At 65.1% G+C, this 20062-nt stretch carries 22 protein-coding genes and 1 tRNA gene; 19 read left to right on the forward strand and 4 right to left on the reverse strand.

Features of this window, described 5'->3' with window-relative positions:
* Window positions 1-2: 2 nt before the first annotated feature.
* The 8 genes from AC0V2Y_RS02660 to AC0V2Y_RS02695 all read left to right on the forward strand — a co-directional run bounded on the left by AC0V2Y_RS02660 (window position 3) and on the right by AC0V2Y_RS02695 (window position 9267).
* Complete coding sequence (locus AC0V2Y_RS02660) at window positions 3-791, forward strand: enoyl-CoA hydratase/isomerase family protein (RefSeq protein WP_475417208.1); 789 nt, start codon at window positions 3-5, stop codon at window positions 789-791.
* 31 nt (window positions 792-822) lie between these two features.
* Entirely contained in the window at window positions 823-2151 is a 1329-nt protein-coding gene (bioA, locus tag AC0V2Y_RS02665; RefSeq protein WP_475417209.1) for an adenosylmethionine--8-amino-7-oxononanoate transaminase, read from the forward strand.
* Window position 2152: 1 nt separating this feature from the next.
* A complete protein-coding gene (bioF, locus tag AC0V2Y_RS02670) occupies window positions 2153-3349 on the forward strand; it encodes an 8-amino-7-oxononanoate synthase (RefSeq protein ID WP_475417210.1) in 1197 nt (398 codons plus the stop codon).
* Window positions 3339-4130, forward strand: coding sequence for a dethiobiotin synthase (bioD, locus tag AC0V2Y_RS02675; protein WP_475417211.1), 792 nt, complete (start codon window positions 3339-3341; stop codon window positions 4128-4130). Before bioF ends, bioD begins: the two co-directional genes overlap by 11 nt.
* Window positions 4131-4161: 31 nt before the next feature.
* The gene (bioB, locus tag AC0V2Y_RS02680) at window positions 4162-5208 is read left to right on the forward strand and encodes a biotin synthase BioB (protein ID WP_475417212.1); all 1047 of its coding nucleotides are present in this window, start codon (window positions 4162-4164) and stop codon (window positions 5206-5208) included.
* Between the two features lie 162 nt (window positions 5209-5370).
* Window positions 5371-7398, forward strand: a complete 2028-nt coding sequence (locus AC0V2Y_RS02685) for an acetyl/propionyl/methylcrotonyl-CoA carboxylase subunit alpha (RefSeq protein WP_475417213.1) — start codon at window positions 5371-5373, stop codon at window positions 7396-7398.
* Between the two features lie 11 nt (window positions 7399-7409).
* Window positions 7410-8342, forward strand: a complete 933-nt coding sequence (locus AC0V2Y_RS02690) for a 2-hydroxyacid dehydrogenase (protein WP_475417214.1) — start codon at window positions 7410-7412, stop codon at window positions 8340-8342.
* Window position 8343: 1 nt separating this feature from the next.
* Entirely contained in the window at window positions 8344-9267 is a 924-nt protein-coding gene (locus AC0V2Y_RS02695) for a hydroxymethylglutaryl-CoA lyase (RefSeq protein WP_475417215.1), read from the forward strand.
* Window positions 9268-9435: 168 nt separating this feature from the next.
* Here the strand turns inward: AC0V2Y_RS02695 and AC0V2Y_RS02700 are convergent.
* A tRNA-Pro gene (locus AC0V2Y_RS02700) sits at window positions 9436-9512 on the reverse strand.
* A 165-nt stretch (window positions 9513-9677) separates the two neighbouring features.
* Here AC0V2Y_RS02700 and AC0V2Y_RS02705 point away from each other — a divergent pair.
* Entirely contained in the window at window positions 9678-10310 is a 633-nt protein-coding gene (locus AC0V2Y_RS02705) for a hypothetical protein (protein ID WP_475417216.1), read from the forward strand.
* A 59-nt stretch (window positions 10311-10369) separates the two neighbouring features.
* Here AC0V2Y_RS02705 and rsmI read toward each other — a convergent pair whose 3' ends face one another.
* A complete protein-coding gene (gene rsmI, locus AC0V2Y_RS02710; protein ID WP_475417217.1) occupies window positions 10370-11278 on the reverse strand; it encodes a 16S rRNA (cytidine(1402)-2'-O)-methyltransferase in 909 nt (302 codons plus the stop codon).
* 165 nt (window positions 11279-11443) lie between these two features.
* Between rsmI and AC0V2Y_RS02715 the strand changes: the two genes are divergently transcribed.
* The 7 genes from AC0V2Y_RS02715 to AC0V2Y_RS02745 all read left to right on the forward strand — a co-directional run bounded on the left by AC0V2Y_RS02715 (window position 11444) and on the right by AC0V2Y_RS02745 (window position 16341).
* On the forward strand, window positions 11444-12655 hold the full coding sequence (locus AC0V2Y_RS02715) for a penicillin-binding protein activator (protein WP_475417218.1): 1212 nt from the start codon (window positions 11444-11446) through the stop codon (window positions 12653-12655).
* A gap of 10 nt (window positions 12656-12665) precedes the next feature.
* A complete protein-coding gene (locus tag AC0V2Y_RS02720) occupies window positions 12666-13019 on the forward strand; it encodes a YraN family protein (protein ID WP_475417219.1) in 354 nt (117 codons plus the stop codon).
* Between the two features lie 57 nt (window positions 13020-13076).
* Window positions 13077-13673: a phosphoheptose isomerase gene (locus AC0V2Y_RS02725; protein ID WP_034752465.1), complete on the forward strand. Its 597-nt coding sequence runs from the start codon at window positions 13077-13079 to the stop codon at window positions 13671-13673.
* Window positions 13666-14352: a BON domain-containing protein gene (locus AC0V2Y_RS02730; RefSeq protein ID WP_215410182.1), complete on the forward strand. Its 687-nt coding sequence runs from the start codon at window positions 13666-13668 to the stop codon at window positions 14350-14352. The genes AC0V2Y_RS02725 and AC0V2Y_RS02730 overlap by 8 nt, the downstream gene beginning before the upstream one ends.
* 86 nt (window positions 14353-14438) lie before the next feature.
* Window positions 14439-14960 carry a peroxiredoxin family protein gene (locus AC0V2Y_RS02735; protein WP_475417220.1) on the forward strand — a complete coding sequence of 174 codons (522 nt, stop codon included), beginning with the start codon at window positions 14439-14441 and terminating at the stop codon, window positions 14958-14960.
* Window positions 14961-15058: 98 nt separating this feature from the next.
* The gene (locus AC0V2Y_RS02740) at window positions 15059-15649 is read left to right on the forward strand and encodes a sigma-70 family RNA polymerase sigma factor (RefSeq protein WP_475417221.1); all 591 of its coding nucleotides are present in this window, start codon (window positions 15059-15061) and stop codon (window positions 15647-15649) included.
* Window positions 15646-16341: an anti-sigma factor gene (locus tag AC0V2Y_RS02745; protein ID WP_475417222.1), complete on the forward strand. Its 696-nt coding sequence runs from the start codon at window positions 15646-15648 to the stop codon at window positions 16339-16341. Before AC0V2Y_RS02740 ends, AC0V2Y_RS02745 begins: the two co-directional genes overlap by 4 nt.
* Window positions 16342-16409: 68 nt before the next feature.
* On the opposite strand, the gene AC0V2Y_RS02750 is transcribed toward AC0V2Y_RS02745, so the two are convergent.
* On the reverse strand, window positions 16410-16832 hold the full coding sequence (locus AC0V2Y_RS02750) for a PaaI family thioesterase (RefSeq protein ID WP_475417223.1): 423 nt from the start codon (window positions 16830-16832) through the stop codon (window positions 16410-16412).
* An 89-nt stretch (window positions 16833-16921) separates the two neighbouring features.
* Window positions 16922-18079, reverse strand: a complete 1158-nt coding sequence (locus AC0V2Y_RS02755) for a PepSY-associated TM helix domain-containing protein (RefSeq protein ID WP_475417224.1) — start codon at window positions 18077-18079, stop codon at window positions 16922-16924.
* Window positions 18080-18294: 215 nt separating this feature from the next.
* Here AC0V2Y_RS02755 and AC0V2Y_RS02760 point away from each other — a divergent pair, with 215 nt between their 5' ends.
* The 3 genes from AC0V2Y_RS02760 to AC0V2Y_RS02770 all read left to right on the forward strand — a co-directional run bounded on the left by AC0V2Y_RS02760 (window position 18295) and on the right by AC0V2Y_RS02770 (window position 20057).
* Complete coding sequence (locus tag AC0V2Y_RS02760) at window positions 18295-18840, forward strand: YbhB/YbcL family Raf kinase inhibitor-like protein (RefSeq protein WP_475417225.1); 546 nt, start codon at window positions 18295-18297, stop codon at window positions 18838-18840.
* Entirely contained in the window at window positions 18830-19651 is an 822-nt protein-coding gene (locus tag AC0V2Y_RS02765; RefSeq protein ID WP_475417226.1) for a helix-turn-helix transcriptional regulator, read from the forward strand. The genes AC0V2Y_RS02760 and AC0V2Y_RS02765 overlap by 11 nt, the downstream gene beginning before the upstream one ends.
* 67 nt (window positions 19652-19718) lie before the next feature.
* Window positions 19719-20057 carry a hypothetical protein gene (locus AC0V2Y_RS02770; RefSeq protein WP_475417227.1) on the forward strand — a complete coding sequence of 113 codons (339 nt, stop codon included), beginning with the start codon at window positions 19719-19721 and terminating at the stop codon, window positions 20055-20057.
* Window positions 20058-20062: the final 5 nt, after the last annotated feature.

A 20062-nucleotide genomic window follows, 5' to 3' on the forward strand; every position in this document is an offset into this window, starting at 1 on the left:
GCATGGAATTTGAAACCTTAAAGCTGGTCATCGAGGGCAATGTCGCCACCGTGACCCTGAACCGCCCCGACGTGCGCAACGCCTTCAACGAGACGACGATCGCCGAACTGGCGCGCGCCTTCGAGGGCCTGGGGCGCAGCGAGATGGTGCGCGCCATCGTGCTGGCGGCGAACGGCGCCGCCTTTTGCGCCGGCGCGGACCTGAACTGGATGAAGAAGATGGCAGGCTACACGCATGCCGAAAACCAGGCCGACGCGCTGCAGCTGGCGCAGATGCTGCGCACGATTTACCTGTGTCCGAAACCCGTCGTGGCGAAGATCCAGGGCGACTGCTATGCGGGCGGCATGGGCCTCGTCGCCGCATGCGATATCATTCTGGTTGCGGAAGACGTGCATTTCTGCCTGAGCGAAGTGCGGCTGGGACTGATCCCGGCCACTATTTCACCGTATGTCATCAAGGCCATGGGCGAAAACGCGGCACGCCGCTATTTCCTGACGGCGGAGCGATTCTCCGCCCAGGAAGCGCTGCGCATCGGCTTTGCCCACGAGGTAGTCGAGGCAAGCGCGCTGGACGCGAAAACCGCCGAGGTGCTGAAAGCGCTGACGGGCAACAGCCCGCACGCCGTGGCGCAAGCGAAAACGCTGGTGCGCGAGATCGTTGGCCAGCCGGTCGACGACGCGCTGCTGGCGGACACCGCCGAGCGCATCGCGCAGATCCGCGCCTCGGAGCAGGGACGCGAAGGCGTGCAATCCTTCCTCGACAAGCGCAAGCCGGGTTGGCTCATGGGCTAGTGCATGGATTAAGAAAATCATTGGAGCAGTTTTGAAAGCAGAAAAACAATCGGGCTGGGTCGAACGCAGTCTGCGCAGCGTGTGGCATCCGTGCACACAGATGCAGCACCACGAGACTGTACCGCTCATCCCCGTCAGCCACGGCCGCGGCGCCTGGCTGTATGACCACGAAGGACGACGCTACCTGGACGCCATCAGCTCCTGGTGGGTGAACCTGTTCGGCCATGCCAATCCGCGCATCAATGCGGAACTGAAGGACCAACTGGACCGGCTGGAACACGCGATGCTGGCCGGTTTCACGCATGAACCGGTGATCGAGCTGTCGGAAAAGCTCTCCGCCTTGACGGGCGGCGTGCTTGGTCACAGCTTTTACGCGTCCGATGGTGCCTCGGCGGTGGAAATCGCCCTGAAAATGAGCTTTCACGCCTGGCGCAACAGCGACAAGAGCGAAAAACAGGAATTCGTGTGCCTGAAGGGCAGCTACCACGGCGAAACCATCGGCGCGCTGGCCGTCACCGATGTCGCCCTGTTCAAGGATGCCTACGGCCCCCTGCTGCGTGCCACGCAGACGGTGATGTCGCCCGACTTCCGCCAGGCGGCTGACAACGAATCGGCGCAGGACGTGGCGCGCCGCGCGGCGGCCGACGTGGAACGGCTGTTCCAGGAAAAGTCCGAAAGAATCGCCGCCATCATCATCGAGCCGCTGGTGCAATGCGCCACCGGCATGGCCATGCACGACCCGCTGTACCTGTCGCTGGTGCGCGCCCTGTGCGACCGCTATCAGGTCCATTTGATCCTCGACGAGATCGCCGTCGGCTGCGGGCGCACGGGCACCTTCTTTGCGTGCGAGCAGGCCGGCATCTGGCCCGATTTCGTCTGCCTGTCGAAGGGCATCAGCGGAGGCTATTTGCCGCTGTCCCTCGTGATGACGCGCGAAGACATCTATCAAGCGTTCTACAGCACCGACGTGCGCCGCGGCTTCCTGCATTCGCACTCGTACACGGGCAACCCGCTGGCTTGCCGCGCGGCGCTGGCGACCCTGTCGATTTTCGAGGAAGACGATGTGCTGGCGGCCAACCGCGCACGTGCTGAAAAAATCACACACGCCCTGGCGCCGCTGGCGCAGCACGAGCGCGTAAAACACTTCCGCCAGCAGGGCATGATCTGGGCCTTTGACGCCGTGGAAGCGGCGCCCGATTTTTCGCGCCGCTTCTTCAGCACGGCGCTGGAACACGAACTGCTGATGCGCCCCATCGGCGCGACCGTCTACCTGATGCCGCCCTACATTCTCGACGACGCCGAAATCGCGGGCCTGGGCCAACAGACGCTGGCCGTCTTCAACAAAGTGATCGGCGCCTGAGATGGAACTGCTCACACGCTTGAAGCAGCAGTTGCAGGGGCTGGAAGAGCGCAGTCTGATCCGCCGTCGCCGCACCGTCGACACGCCGTGCGCGCCGCGCCTGACGGTCGATGGGCGCGACATGCTGGCCTTTTGCAGCAATGACTATCTGGGCCTGGCCGCGCATCCGCGCATCGTGGACGCGCTGAAAGAGGGCGCGGACCTGTATGGCGCCGGCAGCGGCGCTTCCCACCTGATCAGCGGCCACAGCCGCGCCCACGCGCAGCTGGAAGAGCGCCTGGCCGCGTTTGTCGGCGCCAACCTGGAACAGGCGCGCGCGCTGTATTTCTGCACCGGCTACATGGCGAATCTGGCTGTGCTGACGGCCCTGTCGGCGGGCGACGCGGAAACCGAGATCTTCTCGGAAGCGCTGAACCACGCTTCGCTGATCGACGGTACGCGTTTGTCCCGCGTCAAGACGCGCGTGTACCCGCACGCGGACCTCGATGCCCTGGCGGCCCTGCTGGCGGCCAGCACGGCACAAACGAAAATCGTCGTCACGGACAGCGTCTTCAGCATGGATGGCGACCTGGCGCCGCTGCCCGCGCTGCTGGCCCTGTGCGAACAATACGGCGCCTGGCTGGTGGTCGACGACGCGCACGGCTTCGGCGCGCTGGGCGAGAACGGCCGCGGCGCGCTGGAACACTTCGGCCTGCATTCGCCGTACCTGGTCTACGTGGGCACCCTGGGCAAATCGGCCGGCGTGGGCGGCGCCTTCGTTTGCGCGCATGAAGCCGTGATCGAAACGCTGATCCAGAAGGCGCGCCCCTACATCTTCACCACGGCGGCAGCGCCCGCGCTCGCGCATGCGCTGCTGGCCAGCCTGGACATCATCGCCGGCGAGGAAGGCCGGCAGCGCCGCGCCCACCTGGCCGCGCTGGTGACGCAATGGAACGAGGGCTTGCAGCTGCAGCACTGGCAAGCCTTGCCTTCGCTCTCCGCCATCCAGCCCGTCATCATCGGCGAGAATGCAGACATGCTGGCCGTCGCCGCGAATCTGTACCAGCAAGGCCTGTGGGTCGGCGCCATCCGCCCGCCCACCGTCCCTGCCGGCACGGCGCGCCTGCGCGTGACCCTGTCGGCCGGCCATACGGCGCAGGAAGTGGCGCAATTGATCAACGCAGTCAACACCCTGGAAAGGAATCGCCATGAGCCTTGATGACCCTATCGTGGCGGAAGTGCTGGCGGACCTGGCGCCGGCCGTGCAGCCGGCACCGGCAGCCACCGGCCTGCCATCGCGCTTTGCCTGTTTCGTCACCGGCACGGACACGGAAATCGGCAAGACCTTGACCTCGTCGGCCCTGCTGCACGCGCTGGTGGCGCGCGGCGTGCGCGCCTGCGGCATGAAGCCCGTGGCCGCCGGCGCCGAGATGCGCGATGGCGAACTGCATAATGAAGACGCCGACAGCCTGATCGCCGCCGGCAACGTCACCATGCTGCGCAATATCACCACGCCGTATATGCTGAAGGAACCGGCCGCGCCGCACATCGCCGCCGCGCTCGAAGGCGTGAGCATCGAATCGGTGCCGATTCTGGCCGCCTACCTGGAAATCGCCGCCGCCTCGGACGCCGTCGTGGTCGAAGGCGTGGGTGGATTCCGCGTACCGCTGTCGCCCGGTTTCGATTCGGCCGACCTGGCGCAGCAGCTCGATTTGCCCGTGATCCTCGTGGTCGGCATGCGTCTGGGCTGCATCAGCCAGGCCTTGCTGACGGTGGAAGCCATCGAAGCGCGCGGCCTGACGGTGATCGGCTGGGTCGCCAACACCCTGGAAGTGGAAATGCGCTTCCTCGATGAAAATATCGATGCGCTGATCGAGCGCATCCCGGCGCCGCTGCTGGGCAGGGTGCCGCGCCTGGCGCAGCCCACTGCGGAAGCGGCGGCGGCGTATCTCGATTTCACCGGCTTGCCCAACTGGCCGGCGCAACAGCCAAACATTTAACGTATTTAAAAAATAGAAGCGAAGGAATCACATGTCTCACGTCCAAGAAGCAGCAAAAACCGTCGAACTGCACCGCCCAGCGGCGCGCATCACCGTGCCGGAAGCGGCCACCTGGCCCGTCGCCGATGTGCTGGCCCTGTTCGACCTGCCATTCAATGAGCTGATGTTCAAGGCCCAGCAAACCCACCGCGTCAATTTCCCCGACGGCGACGTGGAACTGGCGACCCTGTTGTCGATCAAGACGGGCGGCTGCGAGGAAGACTGCGGCTACTGCCCGCAGGCGGCCCGCTACGACACGAGCGTGGAAGCGAAAAAAATCCTCGACATCGACACGGTGCTCGACGCGGCCCGCCAGGCGAAAGCCAACGGCGCCACGCGCTTCTGCATGGGTGCCGCCTGGCGCAGCCCGAAAGAGCGCGACATGGAAAAAGTCGAAGAGATGGTGACCAAGGTCAAGGCGCTGGGCCTGGAAACCTGCGCTACTTTGGGCATGCTGGAAGAGGGACAAGCGGACCGCCTGAAAAATGCGGGCCTGGACTTCTACAACCATAACCTGGATACGGCGCCCGAGTTCTACGACAACGTCATCTCGACGCGCGAATACCAGGACCGTCTGGACACGTTGGGCCGCGTGCGCGAAGCGGGCTTGAAAGTGTGCTGCGGCGGCATCGTCGGCATGGGCGAGACGCGTCTGCAGCGCGCGGGCCTGATCGCCCAGCTGGCCAATCTGAATCCGTACCCGGAATCGGTGCCCGTCAACCACCTGGTGCAGGTAGAGGGCACGCCTTTGTTCGGCCTGGAAGCGCTGGACCCGTTCGAATTCGTGCGCACGATCGCCGTGGCCCGCATCACCATGCCGAAAGCGCGCGTGCGTTTGTCGGCCGGCCGCCGCCAGATGGGCGAAGCCGTGCAAGCCATGTGCTTCCTGGCTGGCGCCAACTCCATCTTCTACGGCGACAAGCTGCTCACCACCGACAACCCGGAAGCGGAAGACGACCGCGTCTTGTTGAACAAACTGGGCCTGCAGACGCGCGGCGCCATGCTGGACTCGGTGCAGAAAGAGAAGTGCGGCTGCTGATGACAGCCTTGTCGGGTTACGCCGTGCCGGCTAACCCGACCTACGAATACCGCCTCACCAATGCGTAGGTCGGCTTAGCGCAAAGCGCGTAAGCCGACACGCCAGCACACAACGTCCATGACAAGAGACAGCTGCCCCTTTTTGAGAGAATAGAGAGAGACCATGTTCACTAAAATCCTGATCGCCAACCGCGGCGAAATCGCTTGCCGTGTCGCCGCTACCGCGCGCCGCATGGGCATCCAGACCGTCGCCGTGTATTCGGAAGCGGACGCCAACGCCAAGCACGTCGCCGTCTGCGACGAAGCCGTCCTGATCGGCCCCGCGCCGGCCAAGGAAAGCTATCTGTGCGGCGACAAGATCATCGCCGTAGCGCTGGCGACAGGTGCGCAGGCGATCCACCCCGGCTACGGATTTTTGTCCGAGAACGCCGACTTCGCCGACGCCTGCCAGGCTGCAGGCCTGGTCTTCATCGGCCCGCCGGCATCCGCCATGCGCGCCATGGGCTCGAAATCGGCCGCCAAGTCGCTGATGGAAAAAGCGAACGTGCCGCTGGTGCCCGGCTACCACGGCGAGAATCAGGATGCGGACTTCCTGCACGGCCAGGCCGACAAGATCGGCTACCCCGTGCTGCTGAAGGCGTCCGCCGGCGGCGGCGGCAAGGGCATGCGCGTCATCGAGAACAGCGCCGACTTCAAGGCTGCGCTGGCCTCGTGCAAGCGCGAAGCGATCAGCTCTTTCGGCGACGACAAGGTACTGGCCGAAAAATACCTGTCGCGTCCACGGCATATCGAAATCCAGGTGTTCGCCGACACGCTCGGCAACTGCATCTACCTGTTCGAGCGCGATTGCTCGGTGCAGCGCCGTCATCAGAAGGTGCTGGAAGAGGCGCCGGCGCCGGGCATGCCGGCGGATCGCCGCGCGGCCATGGGCGAGGCGGCCGTCGCCGCCGCCAAGGCCGTCGGCTACGTGGGTGCGGGCACGGTGGAATTCATCGCCAACCAGGACGGCTCGTTCTACTTCATGGAGATGAACACGCGCCTGCAGGTGGAACACCCGGTAACGGAAATGATCACCGGCACCGACCTGGTGGAATGGCAGTTGCGCGTCGCCTTTGGCGAGCCGCTGCCGAAAAAACAGGGCGAACTGACGATCCACGGCCACGCCATCGAGGCGCGCATCTACGCGGAAAATCCTGAAAAAGGCTTCCTGCCGTCGATCGGCACCGTGCGCCACATGCAGTCGCCATCGGCCGTGACGTTCGAACTGGGCGGCACGCTGGTTCCCGCCGCCGTGCGCATCGATTCGGGCGTGCGCGAGGGCGACGCGATCTCTCCGTTCTACGACCCGATGATCGCCAAGCTGATCGTCTGGGGCGCGGACCGCCGCGAAGCGCTGGCGCGCATGGCGCAGGCGCTGGCCGACTACCAGATCGTGGGCCTGGCCAGCAATATCGCCTTTTTAAAACGCCTGGTGGAAGGCCAGGCGTTTGCCAGCGCCGACCTCGACACGGGTCTGATCGAGCGCAATCAAGCATCGCTGTTCCCCGCCCTGCAGGCAGCGCCCGACACGGCCCTAGCGCTGGCGGCAGTCAGCCTGCTGACGGAGGAAAAAGCGGCGTCCGAAGCGCAATCGGGCAACCCCGCCGACCCGTGGGGCAATGCCCTGGGCTGGCGCTTGAACAGCACCCTGGGCCGCAGCCTGTCATTTACCGACGAGTTCGCGCTGGCCGGCGACAGCAAGGCCTATGCCGCGCGCATCGCCTACAAGACCGATGGCTGGCTGTTCAACGGCCAGCCCCTGATCTTGACGGCGCGCACAGGCAACGAGCTGCACATCAAGCTGGGTGAACGTGCCGTGCACGGCACGGTGCTGCGCGACGGCGAGCAGTTCCACGTATTCACCGGTGGCTTGCACTACACGCTGCACTACAGCGACCCGATGGCCCATGCGGGCGAAACGGAAGCGGAAGGCGGGCGCCTGACGGCGCCAATGCCGGGCAAGGTCGTCGCCGTACTCGTAAATAAAGGCCAGGACGTCAAGAAGGGCGAGCCGCTGGTCATCATGGAAGCGATGAAGATGGAGCACACGATCGCCGCGCCGCACGATGGCCTGGTGGAAGACGTGCTGTATGCGGTCGGAGACCAGGTGGCCGACGGTGCGCCGCTGCTGGCCTTCAAGGCCGCCGCATAGAGGCTGCGACGATGCGCATCCTTTTACAACGTTCGGACGGCAAGGAAGCGGCGTGGATCGCCGATTTCAAGGACTTGCTGCCCGAAGCCGAGATAGTCTTCTGGCGCGAAGGCGAGGCGGCTCCGCCATGCGACTATGCCGTCGTGTGGCAGCCTCCCGCCGCCATGCTGCCCGAGCTGGCCAACGTCAAAGCCATCTTCAACACGGGCGCCGGCGTTGACGCGCTGTTGAAGTTCGGCGACGCGCTGCCAGCCCATGTGCCGCTGGTGCGCCTCGACGACGCGGGCATGGGCGTGCAGATGGCCGAATATGTGAGCCACGCCGTGCTGCGCCACTTCCGCCGTTTCGACGATTACGAGGCGCAGGGCCGCGCCGGCATCTGGCAGCCGCTGCCCGCGTACGACAAGATGGATTTCCCCGTCGGCGTGCTGGGCATGGGCGTGCTGGGCACGCGCGTACTGCAAGCGCTGGCGCAGTTCGAATTCCCCCTGCGCGGATGGAGCCGCAGCCGGAAGCACATCGATGGCGTCGCATGCTTCGCGGGCGAGGAGGGGCTGGAAGCCTTTTTGCGCGGCACGCGCGTGCTGGTGTGCATGCTGCCGCTCACGCCGGACACACACAACCTGCTCGACCGCGCGCGCCTGTCCATGCTGCTGCCCGGCGCGTATGTCATCAACGTGGCGCGCGGCGCGCATCTGGCCGAACCGGATCTGCTGACCCTGATCCGCTCCGGGCATATCGCCGGGGCCACGCTCGACGTGTTCCGCAACGAGCCGCTGCCGCAGCAGCACCCGTTCTGGCAAGAACCGCGCATCACCATCACGCCGCATATTTCGGCCGCCACCCTGCGCCGCGAAAGCGTGGCGCAGATCGCCGCCAAGATGCGCCGCCTGCACGCCGGAGACTCCGTCGCCGGCATCGTCAACCGTTCGCAAGGATATTGAAATGACTCCTACTACCAGTCTGCCCAAGCAGGTCAAGATCGTCGAAGTGGGCCCGCGCGACGGCTTGCAAAACGAGAAGGACACCATCAGCGCCGCCGTCAAGATTGAGCTGGTCGACCGCCTGACCCTGGCCGGCTTCGCCAATATCGAGGCGGCGTCCTTCGTCTCGCCGAAATGGGTGCCGCAGATGGCCACCAGCGCGGAAGTGATGGAAAAAATCGCGCGCCGCCCCGGCACGATTTACTCGGCGCTGACGCCGAACATGCAGGGTTTCGATGCGGCGCTGGCTGCGAAAGCCGATGAAGTAGTGATCTTCGGTTCTGCGTCGGAGGCGTTCTCGCAAAAGAACATCAATTGCTCGATCGCCGAATCGATCGCCCGCTTCGAAGGCGTGGCGAAGGCCGCCAAGGAACACGGCCTGCGCCTGCGCGGCAGCATCAGCTGCGCCTTCGGCTGCCCCTACCAGGGGGAAGTGCCGCTGGACGCCGTGGCCGACGTGGTGGGCCGCATGCGCGACCTCGGTTGCGACGAGATCGACATCGCCGACACCATCGGCGTGGCCACGCCGAGAAAGACGCAGGCGGTGATGCAGCGCGCCATCGCGGCGTTCCACGTGGGTGGCCTGTCCGGCCACTTCCACGATACCTATGGCCAGGCGCTGGCGAACATCTACGCCAGCCTGGAAACGGGCATCGCGATCTATCACTCGTCCGTCTCCGGCCTGGGCGGCTGCCCGTACGCCAAGGGCGCCACCGGCAACGTGGCCACCGAGGACGTGCTGTACATGATGCAGGGACTGGGTATCGCCACCGGCATCGACCTGGACCTGGTGGTGGACGCGGGGCAGTTCATCTCGCAGCAGCTGGGGCGCAAGGGGTCCAGCCGCGCGGGCAATGCGATTGCGGCGAAACGCCTCGCGGCGTAGGTCGGATTAGCGTGGCGGAGCCACGCGTAATCCGACGCCACCCGGGCCATGGCCAACACTGTTGTCGGGTTACGCGCTTTGCGCTAACCCGACCTACCTGACCTGCCTGAACCATACAGACGAAAAAAAACCCAAGAGCCGAAACTCTTGGGTTTTTTTCTACAAATTTGGTCGGAGTACAAGGATTCGAACCTTGGACCCCCTGGTCCCAAACCAGGTGCGCTACCGGGCTGCGCCACACTCCGAAGACCAAGATAATACAGGCCGTATCGGCTTCGGTCAAGGGTCAGGTGAAACTCTGTGTAAATTATTTACGCACGGCATAGTGACTCATGTATTTTTCAACACGCAAGAAATATGCGACACTGGCTTGGCAAGTTTTCCCGACACACATGAAGGCGACGACGGCAATGGATTTCAGTATAGAAAGAAGCGGCGGCGGCCAGCTCATGCCGAAGGGCCGCGGCATCGTCCTGGGCATCGGCGTGTCCCTGCTGCTGCATGGCGCCTTGATCTATCTGTGGCGCCACGTCCAGCCGCCTGCCCCGCCGGACACGGCCCCGCGCGTGGAGTCGATCGCCGTGTGGATACGCCCGCTGGCCGCCCAGCCCCCGCCACCGCCTGTCGAAGTCGTCAAGCCGCAGCGCGAACCCAAGCCCATCAGCAAGCCGCAACGCGCCGCTGCCCGCGAAACGCCGGCGGCGGCCACGGCGCAAGAATCCAGCCCGCAAGCCATCACGGTCGTACCAGCCTCACCAGTCACGCCGACGGCCAGTCCAGATGCATTGACGCAAGAGGCACCGAAATTCGACATGGAAGCGGCCAGGAAGACGGCGCGCAAGATGGCGGGCGAGCGCGACCCGTCCAAGGTGGGCACGGCCGTGGGACAAATCCCCGACAAGCCCCTGCAAACGGAAACCCAGCTGGCGCGCGACATCGCGCAAGGCAAGCGCGGCGATTGCCGCACCGCCTATGCAGGGGCGGGCTTGCTGGCGCCCGTGCTGATGTTGCTCGACAAGAAGGATAGCGGTTGCAAGTGGTGAAAATTTAACAACATCCCCACTTGGGCATGATCCCACCCAAAATGGGTATGTAGGAAAAATTATTCCTGCCCCTTCAACTGCAACGCCCGCTCATACAGGGCGTTTTTCTTGCGGCCCGTGATTTGCGCCGTCAAATTCGCCGCCTGCTTGACGCTGCATTCGGCCAGCAGGATATTGAGGATGCGTTCCGCTTCCACGTCTTCCGCGTCCTGCGCCTCGGTGGCGCCTTCCAGCAGGACGACGAACTCGCCCTTTTCGCGGTGCGCGTCGGCACGGATCCAGCTTTCCGCCTCGGACAGGGGGCAGCGGTGGATTTCCTCGAACAGTTTCGTCAGTTCGCGCGCGAACACCACCTGGCGCGTGGGCTCGAACGCTTCGGCCAGGGCCGTGGCGCAATCGAGGATGCGGTGCGGCGCTTCATAGAACACCATGGTCGCCGTCACGCCGCGCAGGCTGTGCAAGATGTTTTCGCGCTGCTTGGCTTTCGCCGGCAGGAAGCCGACAAAGTAAAACTGGTCATTCAACAGGCCGCTGGCGGAAATGGCGGTGATCGCCGCCGACGGGCCGGGCAGGGGCAGCACGCGCAGTCCCGCCGCGCGCACGGCGTCGACGATGCGCGCGCCGGGGTCGGACACGGCAGGCGTGCCGGCGTCGGAAACGAGGGCGATGCGCTCGCCCGCCTGCAGGCGCGCGATCAAAGTCTGCGCCACTTCGCGTTCGTTATGTTGATGCGCCGCAATCAATGGCTTGTTCAAGCCGAAGCGCGTCAGCAGGTGCGCCGTGTTGCGCGTATCTTCACAGGCGACGGCGTCGGCAAGGCTCAGCAAGTGCAGCGCGCGCAGGCTGATATCGGTCACATTACCGATGGGCGTGGCCACTATATACAATGTTGCGATAGGATAGACCTGGTGCGCCGCCTCTGTCATGATGGGCAGGCTGGCGATGGAACTGATTTCTTGTACGGTCATTTTGGAGGTTAAATGCTTGCTAATAGTGTGAAGTTACTGCTTGTTTGTGCCGCGACCGGCATGCTGAGCGCTTGCAGCACGCCTTGCGACGCGCCCGGGCAATTGTGCGCGCCTATTGAATCTAACACAAGGGCGCTACCGCCACCGAAGCCGCTGCCGCCTCCCGTGCCGCCCAAGCCGCCCGCGCCCGAACCGGTGACGTTCGCCGTGGCCGTGCCCGATATTACCGCGTACGACGGCAGCGGCGCGCCGCTGGCGCCCATCACCACCAAGCCGGCCACGGGCACGCCGCAAGACATGCCGGCCGCCACGGCGCCGGCGCCGTCCGACGGCAATCTGCACCACATCGGCCTGCTGCTGCCGCTACGCTCCGCTTCCCTGGGTCCGGCCGCCGAACTGCTGCGCGCCGGCTTCATGGCCGCGTACGAGCGCGATCGCAGCGGCTTCGAAGTGACGGTGATCGACACGGGCGACGGCAGCAGCGACGTCCTGAACAAGTTTGCGCAGGCGCAAGAGGAACAGGACATCGTCGTGGGGCCTTTGTCGCGCTCGGCGGTGACGGCCGTGGCGAACAGCGACCTGGTGCGTAAACCAACGATCGCCCTGAACCACCCGGACAACCGCGGCGAGGCGCGCCTGCCGGCCAAGCTGCTGGTGATGGGCCTGTCGATCGAGGCGGAAGCGCGCCAGGTCGCCGCCTGGGCCGCCAGCGAACAGCCGGGCGCCAGCGCCCTGATCCTGTCGGCCGGTTCGCCCTCGCAGCGCCGCATCAGCGCCGCCTTCAAGCAGGAATGGCTGCGCCAGGGCGGCAAGGTCGATGTGATGGACTTGACGGCCACGAATGGCTACCTGAGCGATGCGGAACTGGTGCAACTGCGCGCGCGCCTGGCCGCCACGCCGCCTGGCCTGCTGTTTGCCGCGCTGGACGCCGACCAGGCGCGCCAGATGCGCGTGGCCATCGGCAGCGACCTGCCCCTGTATGGCACCTCATCACTGAACCCCGGCGCCGGGCGCGGCGCCAGCGGCCCCGAACTCGACGGCGCGCGCCTGCTGGACCTGCCATGGCAAGTGCGGCGCGACCATCCGCAAGTGATGGTGTATCCGCAGCCGCCGCAACCGGCTGACGCCCGTTTGACGGCCGACATGGAACGCCTGTACGCTCTGGGCATCGATGCCTTCCGCGTGGCGCGCGAAGTGGCGCTGCGGCCGAACGCGCCATTCACGCTCGACGGCGTGACGGGCCGCCTGGCCGTGCGCTTTGAGAATGATCAAAGCGTGTTCGAACGCACGGAACAGGCCGCCACCTACCAGCAGGGCGTGCTGGGCACCTGGCCACCGGCCCCGCCGGCACCTGTCACCATGCCGCCGGTACAATAAGGGTACCGCCATGCCGCCCTTCTGGAACAAAAGGGAACGGGGACGGCAGGGGGAAGACGATGCGCTCGCGTATCTGCTGCTGCAGGGCTTGGTGCTGCTGCAACGCAATTATCTGTGCAAGGGCGGCGAGCTGGACCTGATCATGCGCGATGGCGCCGCCATCGTTTTCGTCGAAGTGCGGCTGCGCAGCAGCGCGGCCTTCGGCGGCGCCCTGGCCAGCATCACGCCGGCCAAGCAGCGGCGCATGGCGGTGGCCGCGCAAACCTGGCTGCTGGGACAAAAAACCGTGCCGCCATGCCGCTTCGACGCGCTGGCCATCGACGGCGGGCGCATCAGCTGGCTGAAGAACATCCTCGATATGTAAGCATTTTTAACAGTGCTTGTCCGCCATGCCGCGCGCCTGCACTATAATCGGCAGACTATGAATAATCAACGCATCCTCTCGCACTTCCACGAAAGTGCCGAACTCAAGATCCAGGCCGCTACCGTGCTGGCGCAACCCATTGCGCAGGCGATCGACCTGATGTTTTATGCATTGTCCAACGGCAACAAAATCCTGGCTTGCGGCAACGGCGGTTCCGCCGCCGACTGCCAGCATTTCGCGGCCGAGCTGGTCGGGCGCTTCGAACGCGAGCGCTTTCCGCTGCCGGCCCTGGCGCTGACGACGGATACGTCGATCCTGACGGCCGTGGCGAACGACTACAGCTACCGCGAGATCTTCTCGAAGCAGGTGCAGGCCTTCGGCCAGGCCGGCGACATCCTGCTGGCCATCTCCACGTCGGGCAATTCGGCCAACGTGATGGCGGCCGTGGAAGCGGCGCTCGAGCGCGAAATGCGCGTCGTGGCGCTGACGGGCAAGGACGGCGGCGCCATCGGCAAGATGCTGACGGACGCCGACGTGCATATCTGCGTGCCGGCCGAGCGCACGGCGCGCATCCAGGAAGTCCATCTGACCACCATACATTGCATCTGCGACGGCATCGACGTCGCGCTATTCGGAGGAGACGTGAATGACTAAATTCGGTACTGGCCCAGGCTGGAAACGCGTACAACGCCCGCTGGCCACCGCACTGCTGTGCGGCGCCATGCTCACTTCGCTCACCGGCTGCATCGAACTGATGGTCGGCGGCGCGGTGATGGGCGGCGTTGCCGCGGCGGACCGCCGCACCCTGGGCGCCCAGACCGAAGACAAGTCGATCGCCCTGAAAGGCGAGTCGCGCATCCCCTCCATCGTCGGCGACGTGGGCCACGTGAACGTCACCAGCTTCAACCGCCGCGTCCTGCTGACGGGCGAAGTGCGCGACGAGGCGATGAAAAATGCCGTCGAGCGCGAAGTGCGCAACATCGAAGGCGTGGAATCGGTGGCCAATGAATTGATCATCGCCGGCCCGGCCAGCTATACCTCGCGCTCGAACGATGCGCTGATCACCACCAAGGTCAAGGCCAGCCTGGTCGACATGAAAACCATCTCGGCCGCCTCGTTCAAGGTCGTCACGGAAAACGCCACCGTCTTTCTGATGGGACGCGTGACCCAGCGCGAAGGCACGGTCGCGGCCGACGTGGCGCGCGGCGTGGGCGGCGTGCAGAAAGTGGTCAAGCTGTTCGACTACATTTCGGAAGCGGAACTGAAGCAATTGCAGCCCGACCCGCCGCAGCAACGCACGACGAACACCGTCAGCGACACGGTCCAGCAGTAAGCGCCTCCGCCGTTTGACCTACGGCGCCTGAGTGACGATGCGTCTATAATGGCCGCATCGTTGCTCTACATTAGTGAAACTTTGCCATGTCAACTTCGCCCTCCGCCAGCAAGTCCTGGATCAAGCCCGCCCTGATCGCCGTCTTCGTGGCGGGCGTGGCGGCGGCCGGCTATCTGTCGCTGAACGACAAGCAAAGTGCGCCGGACGTGACCTTCCACGGCATCCATGGCGAGAAGATCACTTCGGCCAGCCTGCGCGGCAAGGTGGTGATGGTCAATTTCTGGGCCACCTCGTGCACCACTTGCGTGGCGGAAATGCCGGACATGGTCGACACCTACAACAAGTACAAGGGGCAGGGGCTGGAATTCGTGGCCGTGGCCATGAAATACGATCCGGCCAACTACGTACTGAACTTCGCCGAAACACGCCAGCTGCCGTTCAAGGTGGCGCTCGACGTGACGGGCGAGGCGGCCAAGGCCTACGGCGACGTGGCCCTCACGCCCACCACCTTCGTCCTGGACAAACAGGGCAAGATCCTCAAGCGCTACGTGGGCAAGCCGGAATTTGCCGAACTGCACAAATTGCTCGAATCGGCCATCGCCGGTTAAGGCACCGCGCAAACACGGCGCAAAACCTTGTTGCCAAGCGTTGTCAATCTGTTATAACCTTCCCAGGCGTGATCCCATTCACCTTGTGAAGGCCAGCCGTGTCCCCAGCCGCTCAATCGCTTGACCCGCAGCAACTCAAAGCCTGGCTGCTTGCCACCGGGAACAAGGACGCCGCGGCGTTCCGCCAGCTATATACTTCCACCTCATCGAAACTGTTTGGCTTCGCGCTGCGTATATTGCATAAGCAAGAGCTCGCTGAAGAAGCCTTGCAAGAGGGGTTCGTCGCCATCTGGAACAACGCCGCCGCTTACCAGAGCCATCTGGCCGCGCCGATGACCTGGATGGCCACCATCGTGCGCAACAAGGCGTTCGATGTGTTGCGGCGCAGCGACGATACCGTGGAAATCGATGCCGAACAGTTTGATAGCGAAGTCATGAATGCACTCCGGGACCCCCAGGCCACGCCGATCGAATCACTGCAGCTGAGCGGTGACGCCAAGGCGCTGGCGTTTTGCATGTCGGCCCTGGAAGGGCTGCACCGGCAGGTGGTCGCCCTGGCCTTCTATCACGACCTGTCGCACAGCGAAGTGGCGCAGCAGATGTCGCTGCCGATCGGTACCGTGAAGACGTGGATACGCCGCAGCCTGGAACGGCTGCGCACGTGCCTGGCGAAACGGGAGGCATCATGAATATCCGCGGCAATGACGCGCTGCGCCAGAAACTGGCGTCCGAATACGTGCTGGGCACCCTGAAAGGGGGCGCGCGGCGGCGTTTCGAAGGCTGGCTGCACAACGACGCCGACTTGCGCAATATCACGGCCGAATGGCGCCAGCGCCTGGAACCGATGGCCGAATTCGCCACCCCCGTGGCGCCGCCCAAGCGCGTGTGGCAGCAGATCGAGCAGCGCCTGCACCTGGCGCCGCAGGGCGGCTGGTCCTGGTTCGGCGATGCGCTGTCGTTCTGGCGTGGCCTGGGCATGGCGTCGAGCGCCATCGCCGCGCTGCTGGTGATCGTCTTGGCCACGCGCGTGATGGAGGCGCCGCAGATCAGCTATGTCGCCAGCCTGACGGACGAGAAGGCGCAAACGGCCCTGCTGCTGACGGCCGACAGCCGCCACGGCGCGCTCGAGGTGCGCATGGTGGGCAACGCGCCCGTGCCTGCCGACCGCGACCTGGAACTGTGGGCCGTGCCGAAGAGCGGCAACCCCCGTTCGCTCGGCTTGCTGGCCGACAAGGGCAATATAAAACTGGCCCTGTCGCAGCGCGCCCTCGGCAACGACGTGGCCTTGCTGGCCGTTACCCTGGAACCGAAAGGCGGTTCGCCGGATCCGAACGGACCGACGGGACCCGTTTTGTATAAAGGTAACTGGGTAAAAATTTAACCCTAACGCAAAATCCGGGGGTCAGACCCGTCGGGTCTGACCCCAGCAGTTGATTTGGGTTGCTTACCTTACTTTGGATACAGAATCATCTGCGTGCAGCGGAAGAGGGCGATGGTCTTGCCCGTTTCCTTGCTTTTCACCACGGCATCCCACACTTGCGTGTTGCGGCCCTTGTGCTCGACCTTGGCCGTGCAGGTGAGCGTGCCTTCGCGGGCCGTGCCCAGGTGGTTCGATTTCAGCTCGATGGTGGTGAAATTCGTCGCGCCTTCGGGCAGGTTGACGATGCAGCCGTAGCCGGACGCCGTGTCGGCCAGCGTCACCACGCTGCCCGCGTGCAGGTAGCCGTTCGGCGCCAGCAGGTGCGGCAAGACGGGCAATTCCGCCGTCAGCTGGCCGTCGCCCACGGCCGTGATGACGATGCCCAGGTGGCCAGGCAGGCGGTCCGTGCCGCGTTCATTCAACATTGCTACGGTGATCTCGGGATTGCTCATGCTGGTCCTTGTGCGGGTGGGTCCGGACAGCGGATCTGCCGGAAAATACTATGATGATAGCAACTTTCCCGGCAATGGTTTGAGCACAGCTATTTTTTGCCGCGCCGCCGCTTCCACCACACCAGCGTCCCCGTCAGCAGGAACAGCAAGGGCATCAGGCCGAAGACGGTAATGAAGGCGCGCCCGGCCACGCCAAAGGCCTGGCCCGAATGCAGGGGGAATTGCCAGCCCAGGAAGACATCGCCGGCCGGCGCCCGCAAGGGATCGCGTATGCGCAGGGGCAAGCCGCTGCGCGCGTCCAGGGTGATGCGCGTGGCGCCGTCGCCGTGGGCGATTTCGCCGGGCTGGCGCACGCGCACGTCGTATGGCTGATCCTTCTTGGCCGGCAGCACGATGCGCGACACGCGCGCCTGCGGATACAGCTGCTGCGCGGCGGCCATGGCCTGGCCGGCATCGAGCAGGGCGCCATCCCGGGCCACATTCTTCAACTTTGCCGTGTCCGGCACCGTCGACACGAGTTCCACCAGGGGCACGATCAATTGCGGCAAATTGAAATAGATGCCGGAAAAGGCCAGCACGGCCAGCACGGGCGCGGCAAAGAAGCCCGCCGCCTTGTGCAAGGTGTAATTAAAACGGGGCCAGGAGCCGCCATGCGACACCGTCAGGGCGCGCCGGATTGCCGTCCACTGCAGGCGCGGCCACCACAGGTAGATGCCGCTCATGGCCATCAGCAGCAGGGCCACGCCGGAGATACCCGTGATGGTCTTGCCCGCGTCGCCGGACAATACATAGCGGTGCAAATGAAACATGCCCGACATCAGCAATGGGCGCGTGAGGCCGAAGCGCCCCCAGTCGCGCTCGCCTTTGACTTGCAGGGTGTACGGGTCGACCATCACCTGGCGCACGATGGCCTGGCTGAAGAGGGATGGCTTGCCTGGCTGACGGTACGAGGCCACATACACGTCGCGCGCATCGGCGGGCGGATTGAGCTGGCTCGGCTTGCCGTAGGCGGGGTCGGCCGTGAGCCCATCCACCACCGCCTGCAGCGTGCGCGGCGTCACCTGGAACACCTGGCCAGGCGCGGGCGTGCTCGCCTGCAACAAATTGGGATTCAGATATGCGTCGAGTTCCGGCATCCAGGCGATGGCGGAACCGGTCAAGCCCAGCAGGACGAACAGGGCGCCGAACCATAGCCCCACGTACAGGTGCAGTTTGCTGAGCAACCACTTGATCGGGCGTCGGGACATGGAAACTTTGGGAAATTTAGGCTGCGGAACGATAGCATGAAAGCCCGACAGTGAAAATCATGCGCGGTCAGAAAGCGGCAAACCGCACAACACGCTCATGCAAACGTCGGAAATAGGATAAAACGAGCGTTTCGGCACCATCAGCGAGCGCATCGGCATCGCGCGGTTATGTTGCGCGACATACACTTTCCCCTATACTTATCGAAAGGAAAATTATGACCGCCTCCCGCTTCCTCGCCGCCACCTTGGGCCTCGCTCTTCAACTGGGCGCGCACGCCGCCGATTTCACGGTGACCAGCACCGACATCGCCCCCGGCCAGCGCCTGGCGAGCGCGCAAGTATTCCAGGGCTTCGGCTGCACGGGCGGCAACCTGTCGCCGCAATTGTCGTGGAGCAACGCGCCGGCCGGCACCAAAAGCTACGCCATCACCCTGTACGACCCGGACGCGCCCACGGGCAGCGGCTGGTGGCACTGGAGCGTGTTCAATGTGCCAACCAGCACCACGTCCTTGCCTGCGGGAACGACAACCGCCACCTTGCCGGCCGGCGCCGTACAAGGGCGCAACGATTACGGCGACAGCGCCTACGGCGGCGCCTGCCCGCCACCGGGCGACAAGGCCCACCGCTACCAGCTCACGGTCTGGGCCCTGAAAACGGACAAACTGCCGCTGGACCGGCACGCCAGCGGCGCCATGCTGGGCTACATGCTCAACGCCAACGCGCTGGGCAAGGCACAGCTGACGGGACTGTATGGCAGATGACGTGGGGGCGGTGGCCCTGAGCGAGCTGCGCATCGCCCACGGCACCATCGAGGCGCGCCGCGCGCAAACCCTGCGCCGCGTACCCGTCTTCCAGAGCGCCCTGTGCCGCGTGCGGCAAGGAACGAAATTGCTGGAATGGGGCGCCCGCCAGGCGCGCGCCGGCACGCACGACGTGGTGCTGATGCCGGCGGGACAAGAACTGGGCGTGGCCAACCTGCCCGGCGCGCAAGGCTACCGGGCGGAAGTGCTGAGTTTTTCGCCGGCCCTGATCGCCCGTTTCCGCGCGCGCCATGGCGGCCTCGTCGACGCCCAGCTGCGCCAGGCGGCCACGGCCAGCCTGTGCGTGCCGCTCGACCTGCACGCGGCGCTGGCCTGGGACCAGCTGATGGCCAGCCTGGCGAGCAGCACACCGCCTGCGCTGCTGGCGCACCAGGCGGAAGGCTTGCTGCTGGCCCTGGCCTTGGGCGGCCATTGCGGCCCGCTGCTGCTGGACCGCCGCGATCCGCTGGCCGCGCGCGTACAGCAAGTGCTGCTGCTGGACCCGGGCGCCGACTGGAGCGTGGCCAAGGTTGCCAGCCACCTGCACCTGGGTGCCTCCACCCTGCGCCGCCAGCTGGCCCTGGAACAGCGCCATTTCCGCGCCATCCTGGAAGACGTGCGGCTGGGACTGGCCTTGCAGGAATTGCAATCTGGCATCTTACCCATCGGCGACATCGCCGCCGCCTGCGGCTATGCCTCGCCATCGCGCTTCGCGGCCCGTTTCCGCCAGCATTACGGCCTGTCGCCGCGCGACCTGCGCGCCACCGTGTAAGCCCGCTCCAGCGCAAATGACGCAACAAGCGCTGACAGCGGGGCGATTTTCTTGCTACTATGCGCCCATGTCTTCCCGCCAGCCCACCCGCAAGCCTTACCCGGCGTCCGCCCTCGCGCGCACGCCGTGGCAGCTGTGCGTGGCGCTGTTCAGTGCGCTGGCCCTCGTGTTCCTGCTGTCGACGGCCGCCTCGCACCTGCACAAGACGACGCTCGACGCGGAAGAATGCGCGCTGTGCGCCACCGCCATCGACAAGGTGGCCGACATCGCCGTGCCGCCGGCCATCGCCGAGCCGCCCGCCCAGTTACTGCCGTACCGCCTGCTAGCCCTCGCGCCCGCTACCCTGGCGCCCATCGCCGTCCTCGTCCTGCCGCCCGTGCGCGGCCCGCCTGCCGCCTCACTGTAGTTTCC

It is taken from the genome of Janthinobacterium sp. BHSEK (genome assembly GCF_056174685.1).

Excerpts from the sequence above, each read along its gene's own strand:
- AC0V2Y_RS02660 (WP_475417208.1), top strand. The coding sequence starts at position 3 with ATGGAATTTGAAACCTTAAAGCTGGTCATCGAGGGCAATGTCGCCACC.
- bioF (WP_475417210.1), top strand. The coding sequence starts at position 2,153 with ATGGAACTGCTCACACGCTTGAAGCAGCAGTTGCAGGGGCTGGAAGAG.
- bioD (WP_475417211.1), top strand. The coding sequence starts at position 3,339 with ATGAGCCTTGATGACCCTATCGTGGCGGAAGTGCTGGCGGACCTGGCG.
- bioB (WP_475417212.1), top strand. The coding sequence starts at position 4,162 with ATGTCTCACGTCCAAGAAGCAGCAAAAACCGTCGAACTGCACCGCCCA.
- AC0V2Y_RS02685 (WP_475417213.1), top strand. The coding sequence starts at position 5,371 with ATGTTCACTAAAATCCTGATCGCCAACCGCGGCGAAATCGCTTGCCGT.
- AC0V2Y_RS02690 (WP_475417214.1), top strand. The coding sequence starts at position 7,410 with ATGCGCATCCTTTTACAACGTTCGGACGGCAAGGAAGCGGCGTGGATC.
- AC0V2Y_RS02695 (WP_475417215.1), top strand. The coding sequence starts at position 8,344 with ATGACTCCTACTACCAGTCTGCCCAAGCAGGTCAAGATCGTCGAAGTG.
- AC0V2Y_RS02705 (WP_475417216.1), top strand. The coding sequence starts at position 9,678 with ATGGATTTCAGTATAGAAAGAAGCGGCGGCGGCCAGCTCATGCCGAAG.
- rsmI (WP_475417217.1), bottom strand. The coding sequence starts at position 11,278 with ATGACCGTACAAGAAATCAGTTCCATCGCCAGCCTGCCCATCATGACA.
- AC0V2Y_RS02720 (WP_475417219.1), top strand. The coding sequence starts at position 12,666 with ATGCCGCCCTTCTGGAACAAAAGGGAACGGGGACGGCAGGGGGAAGAC.
- AC0V2Y_RS02725 (WP_034752465.1), top strand. The coding sequence starts at position 13,077 with ATGAATAATCAACGCATCCTCTCGCACTTCCACGAAAGTGCCGAACTC.
- AC0V2Y_RS02730 (WP_215410182.1), top strand. The coding sequence starts at position 13,666 with ATGACTAAATTCGGTACTGGCCCAGGCTGGAAACGCGTACAACGCCCG.
- AC0V2Y_RS02735 (WP_475417220.1), top strand. The coding sequence starts at position 14,439 with ATGTCAACTTCGCCCTCCGCCAGCAAGTCCTGGATCAAGCCCGCCCTG.
- AC0V2Y_RS02745 (WP_475417222.1), top strand. The coding sequence starts at position 15,646 with ATGAATATCCGCGGCAATGACGCGCTGCGCCAGAAACTGGCGTCCGAA.
- AC0V2Y_RS02750 (WP_475417223.1), bottom strand. The coding sequence starts at position 16,832 with ATGAGCAATCCCGAGATCACCGTAGCAATGTTGAATGAACGCGGCACG.
- AC0V2Y_RS02755 (WP_475417224.1), bottom strand. The coding sequence starts at position 18,079 with ATGTCCCGACGCCCGATCAAGTGGTTGCTCAGCAAACTGCACCTGTAC.
- AC0V2Y_RS02760 (WP_475417225.1), top strand. The coding sequence starts at position 18,295 with ATGACCGCCTCCCGCTTCCTCGCCGCCACCTTGGGCCTCGCTCTTCAA.
- AC0V2Y_RS02765 (WP_475417226.1), top strand. The coding sequence starts at position 18,830 with ATGGCAGATGACGTGGGGGCGGTGGCCCTGAGCGAGCTGCGCATCGCC.
- AC0V2Y_RS02770 (WP_475417227.1), top strand. The coding sequence starts at position 19,719 with ATGTCTTCCCGCCAGCCCACCCGCAAGCCTTACCCGGCGTCCGCCCTC.